Source organism: Microcystis sp. M53603_WE2, assembly GCF_030065435.1.
Genome location: NZ_JASJFF010000955.1, coordinates 1 through 5,755 on the forward strand (window position 1 = coordinate 1; position 5,755 = coordinate 5,755).

The 5,755-nt window shown below is 34.8% G+C and carries 4 protein-coding genes; 1 reads left to right on the forward strand and 3 read right to left on the reverse strand.

Features of this window, described 5'->3' with window-relative positions; all coding sequences use genetic code 11:
• A partial coding sequence (locus PX481_RS20145) for a transposase (RefSeq protein ID WP_288095651.1) occupies positions 1-334 on the forward strand: 334 nt, incomplete at its 5' end.
• Positions 335-571: 237 nt separating this feature from the next.
• Here PX481_RS20145 and PX481_RS20150 read toward each other — a convergent pair.
• The 3 genes from PX481_RS20150 to PX481_RS20160 all read right to left on the reverse strand — a co-directional run.
• Positions 572-4,498, reverse strand: a complete 3,927-nt coding sequence (locus PX481_RS20150) for a HEAT repeat domain-containing protein (protein ID WP_288095652.1) — start codon at positions 4,496-4,498, stop codon at positions 572-574.
• A 207-nt stretch (positions 4,499-4,705) separates the two neighbouring features.
• Positions 4,706-5,344, reverse strand: a complete 639-nt coding sequence (locus PX481_RS20155) for a S1 family peptidase (RefSeq protein ID WP_288095653.1) — start codon at positions 5,342-5,344, stop codon at positions 4,706-4,708.
• Between the two features lie 35 nt (positions 5,345-5,379).
• Positions 5,380-5,755, reverse strand: a 376-nt coding sequence (locus PX481_RS20160) for a Uma2 family endonuclease (RefSeq protein ID WP_288095654.1), incomplete at its 5' end; no start/stop codon positions are given.

Genomic DNA, 5,755 nt, shown 5'->3' on the forward strand with positions numbered 1-5,755 from the left:
ACAACTAGAAGTTATCCTGAAAGAACATCCCTGCTTGGGAATAGCCTGGGAAATGAAAGAAGAAATTAGACAAATTTATCAAAGTAGTAGAACGTTCAGAGGTGCTGAGAGAAAATTGGAAAAATGGATAAGAATAGGCGGAATATTATATGAAAGTGGTGCCAGCATGATCCAGAAGCATTTGCCGGGTATTTGTAATTACTTTGAAAATCAGACAACCAACGGATTAATTGAGGGAATGAATACCAAAATAAAGCTTATTAAAAGAATGAGTTATGGATTTACCAATTTTGAACATCTTCGACTTAAGCTGTTTGCTTGCTTTAATTCATAACAAAAATTAACACACGAAAACCAGAAGAGCCAACAATTGATAAAAATCGCAGCAATGTCTGTCTCTATAAGGGTTTCATTCCTTATAACCCCCGTCCATTGCATAAGACAAACCGAAGAACCGTATCTTTTTACTCAAGTGTTTTATCGTCTTCTCCATTCTTTCAGGATAAACCATCAAGTCAGGTTTCGGCTTGGCTTTCTGTGCGCGAATTGCGAGTCTGCAATAGTCACGATTTTATTTGTCTCTTAATGATGAGATTACCATCACAATAATTCCTCTAATGCGCTTCACTAGAAATCTAAATCGCTGACGATAAACTGGAATAACTGAGTTTTTAGTTTTGCGATAGCGGATGGCAAGTTTTCTCGCAAGCAGAAAAATATTAGATTCATAAATATCAATATCCCAACGATAAATAATTTGTTTCAAGGTTCTTAAGTCGCCCATCTTTTCTAATGCTTCTGCTACGAATTCTAAAACATAATCATCTGCCTCTGTCAGTGCTTCAGTTAAAGCTGTTACTGCTTCTGGGTTGCCTATCTCACCTAACGCTTGTGCCGCAAAACCTCTGACACCCCAATCTGAATGATTCAGCAACTCAATTAAAGCTGACACTACTTCTGAGTTACCAATATCAATTAAAGCTGTTTTTGCATACCATCTGGCATCATGCTCTGAATACTTTATTACATCGATTAAAGCTGATATTGTTTCTGAATTGCCCATTTTGCTTAAAGCTAGTGCAGCAATGTATTGAACCTGATCATCTTCATCATTTAGTGCCTTAATTAAAGCTGGTATTGCTTCCGAGTTGCCAATATTTCCTAAAGTTTGTGCAGCTAACGCTCTGACATTCTTATCGGAATTATTCAGTGCTTCAATTGAAACTGGTATCACTATAGGATTGTTTATCTTGCTTAAAGCTGTTACCGCGAAGACTCTGATATTCTCTTCTGAATCATTTAACCCCTCAATTAAAGTTGGTATCACTTCTAAATTGCCCATTTTGCTTAGAGCATCTGCTGACACAAATCTGACATATTTATTTACATCATTCAAAGCTTCAATTAAGGCTGGTATCGCTGTCGGATTACCGATATTACCTAAAACCATTGCTGCCGTGCTTCTAACTTCATAATCCGAATCATTTAGCATCATAATTAAAGCTGACACTACTTCTGGATTGTCGCTATCATCTAAAGCACCTACAGCCATGCGTCTAACATACTCATCTGAATGATTAAGTGCCTTGATTAAAATTGGTAAAGCTTCTGGATTACCTTTTCCTTTTAAATAAACTGTTAACAATATTGCTGAATAATATCTGAGAAGATTATTGGAATCCTCTAGTGCCATACTTAAACCTGGTATCGTTTCTGGGTTGCCAATTTTGTCTAATATTTCGCCCAAAGATTCTATAGCTTTGCTTCTGATAGTCTCACCTGAATTGCTTAGTGCTGTCATTAAAGCTAATACTTCTTCTGGATTAAGAAGCAAGCTTAAAGCGGTTTCTACACAGTCTCTACCAGTCTTATCTGAATCATTAAGCGACGCAACAATAAAAGCTTGTCTAGATTCTGGATTAACCACCAACGCCAAAGGAAAATGTGCAAAAATCATCGTTGCATAGCTTCTAACTTCCTGATAAGGATTATTTAGTGCCTCGATTAAAATAGGCATCGCTGCTGTGCTGCCAATGTTGTTAATTTTTACTAACGCTTCTACCGCATATTTCCTAACATTTTCATCTAAATGATTAAGTGCTGTCATTAAACCTAAGTAGGCTTTCTCAGTGCCAATATTTAATAAAGCTTCCGCCGCTTTACCTCTGACTTTCTGATAGGGATGATTAAGTGCCTCAATTAAACCTGACACCGCTTCTGGAGTTCCAATTTTACTTAATGCTTCTACTGCCTTATTTCTGACAAGTTCATCTGCTGCATAATATATATCATTTATTTCTGAATCATTCAGCACCGCAATTAAAGCAGACACGGCTTCTGGGTTGCCAATATTACCTAAAGCTTCTGCCGCAAAGTATCTAATATAAACATGAAAAGCTGAATGATTCACTGCTTCTATTAACACTGGTACTGCATCTGGATTAGTAATCTTACTTAAAGCTACTGCTGCATAACTTCTGAAATCCCCATCTGAATTTTTAATTGTCTCGATTAAAGCTGACACTACTGCTGAATTGTTAATTTTGCCTAACGCTTCTACTGCATTGTTTCTAGTTTTCACATCATTAAGTGCTGTAATCAAAGCTTGTATTGTTTCCGAATTACCAATACCAATTTCACCTAGAGCTTTCACTCCCCAAAATTTGACACTTTTTTCAGAATCAGATAGTGTTGAAATTAAAGAGGGTAAAGCTAAAGATTGCTTTTTGTTAATTTTTCCTAAAATTATTGCAGCATTATCTCTAAACCAATCTGAATAATTGAACGCCCGAATAATAGTTGGTAATGCTTTGGGATTGCCAATTTCTCCTAATGCTTTTAATGCCCAACCTCTGAATGGTTTTTCTTTATACAAATCTAATTCAAAATCTAGTATAGGTTTACGTTCTCTCTTTATTTCTTTTATATCGTCTTCTGCATAACCTTTAATTCTGTTTTCTGAATCATCCAATGCTGCACTTAAAGCGGATATCGATTCAGGATTGCCGATTTTACCTAACAATTCTGCTGCATTAAATTTACTATCTCTGACATACCAAGGTAAATCCTTAAGTGCGTTTTCTAATCGTCTTCTCATCACGGGAAAAGTCTTCCCTAATGTCACCATTGTCTTGTTGATATACTCTAAACTAAAATCACACTGCCACACCTTATAAAGCTTATCGACTATCTGATTAATCAGAGAATCTTGAATATTTTTACTTTCCGCCAGACAGTTACTAGCCAGTATCAATAAAGTCGCAAAAATATCATCTTTTTCCTGTAAAATTGCTTCTAACAAAAGACTAGCATCAGACATCATCCCGGCTAACAAAATAATCGTCTCATGCCAATCATGATCCCAGAAATGCGCCTTGACTAACGCAATTCCATCCTCTTGATTTTTCTTGATTCGTTGATGAAGATAACAAGCAGTAAAATACTCCTGGAAAGTCCGATGTAAAAATAGATATTGATCTCCTTTTTCATGAAACTTTTGAATAATCCCATCTTCTTCGCACAACTCTATCATCAATTCATCACTATTTGATTGCTGGAAAATTGTTGATACTTCTTCATGACGTAAATATCTTTCTAAAACATTAAAAAAGTCTTCTTCTTGAAAAATAAAAATTTCTTCTTCTCGACAAGATAACTCATAAGCCACAATCTCTAATAATCTGATCTTCGCTATCCGCTTTCCGCCTGATACTGATACCAGCTTTCTATTTTCTACCCAATCACGCAGCATATAATCAACTGCTTGTTTATATACTTCATTGCGTTTTGCTGGCAGAATTAAATTTTGAGTTTGATAGAGACTACAAATCAAAGAAAGTAATAAAGGATTTTGTGCTAAACCCTGAATTTGCGGTTTATTTTTCAACTCCTCAATTAAACCGTCCGCTGATACCAAATCATTCTCTAAATAACCTTCCGCATTAACAAACCAGGTTTTGATATATTCGGCTGTCTTTTGATCAGTAAAGGGAACAATTTCTACCTCTTTGACTTCCCCTGAAAATTTGCCACCATAACCCACAATGCGAGAAGTTAGATAAATTTTACAAGGAGAATTATCTAAAAAATTCTCAAGTTTTGTATTTAGCTTATGTAGTTGTATAGAAGAAACTTCGTCTAAAGCATCTAAAAATAAGACACATTTTCCCTGTTCTAGCTTTTCTTTGACAATAGACTCAATCTGAAAATTTTTATCAATTAACTGAGGTATTATATTAGTAATGTCATCATTTTTTTCTGCCAATTTATTTGCTAACTCAGATAGCCGAAAATACAAAGGAAGAATCACATCCTTAACCTTAACCTTCTCCCGATTGTTTAAGAAGGGTTGAGGAGTATTAACACCTAACTTCCCTAATTCTTCCCTAGCAATTTTTAATGCTTCCATCCTTAAAAGAGTTGATTTACCCATTCCAGGATCAGCAAGAATCATCATTTTATTGTGTTTATCCTTGGCTTCTTCCCAATCAACTTGCACTTTTTTACTTTCTTCCCGTTGCTGTTCCTCAGTAAACCCTTTTAAGGCATAGATTTTCTTTAATGTTCCCTCATCACCTGTATAAGCTTGCCATGTTTCAATCTCATGGTTATAGCGTCTTTCTAAAGTAACTTCAATAGGAATATATTGCTTTAATAACGAGATTTTTTGACGAGTATGAAAGAATTGAAGATATTGAAATTCATCTTAAATTTTTTCTAAAAATCGACAAACAGCATTTTTGGTAGGTTCTAACCCCAGTTTATCTAAAATATCTAAAATATTATCCCACCGAATCACATAACTTTCATCAGTTTTACTCGATTGAATAACCCCTAAAACTCCTCCTAATTCTTCCGAAAAAACAGCACCTCCGCTTGTACCCCTATCAACCTTAGCATTAATTCTGTGAGTCAGAAAATTAGAAGATTTATCAGGTAATTTATTCCAAGGATTCTTATATTCAATCTTATTATTAGGATAAGTCGAAAGCAGATTTAAAGGCGCACTGACAGTAATTTTATCGGCATTCACATCAAATCCTTCTGGAAAATTCTTCTCTTTTTCTCTAGGAAATCCATAAACTGTGACGCAATTTAACCCAGCTTGAAAATTAACAATCTTCACAGGTTTAGCATTCTCAATCTTAATCTTAAGAATAGCAATATCAACTTCTGGATTAGAATATTCTTGACACCATTGAGATGCGTATTCTTTCCCTTGATAATTTACTTTTAAAGAGGGTAAAAGATAGATAACGTGATGACAGGTAATGAGATAACCATCTTCTCGAATAATAAACCCAGAACCCACCGTATCCCCTTTTTCATTGAGGATTTTAACCATTGATTCTTGTAGATAGTCGAGATTGGATTTAGTCATTATTCTTCAGTTAAATTAAAATCAATGCGTTGATAAATATCCAGCAATGACATTTGAAAATCCACAGAATTAAACCTTAAAGTATCCTTGTCTGATTCAGATGCTTTAAACAACCACTCCCCATTATTTTGTTGATAAAATTGTTCAACATAATAACGGTATTGATCAATCAAAATATATTCTTTAAACTCAGGAATTGAGCGATAAAACTTAAACTTATCAGTACGGTCATAATCTCTAGTTGATTTCGATAAAACCTCGACAATGATTAACGCATTAGTTACAGTGTTTGTGCCTTTTCCTTCATATAATGGTTTGTCTTTAATCACCATGACATCAGGATAAGTATAAAAGCGATATCTTGGCATCCATAAC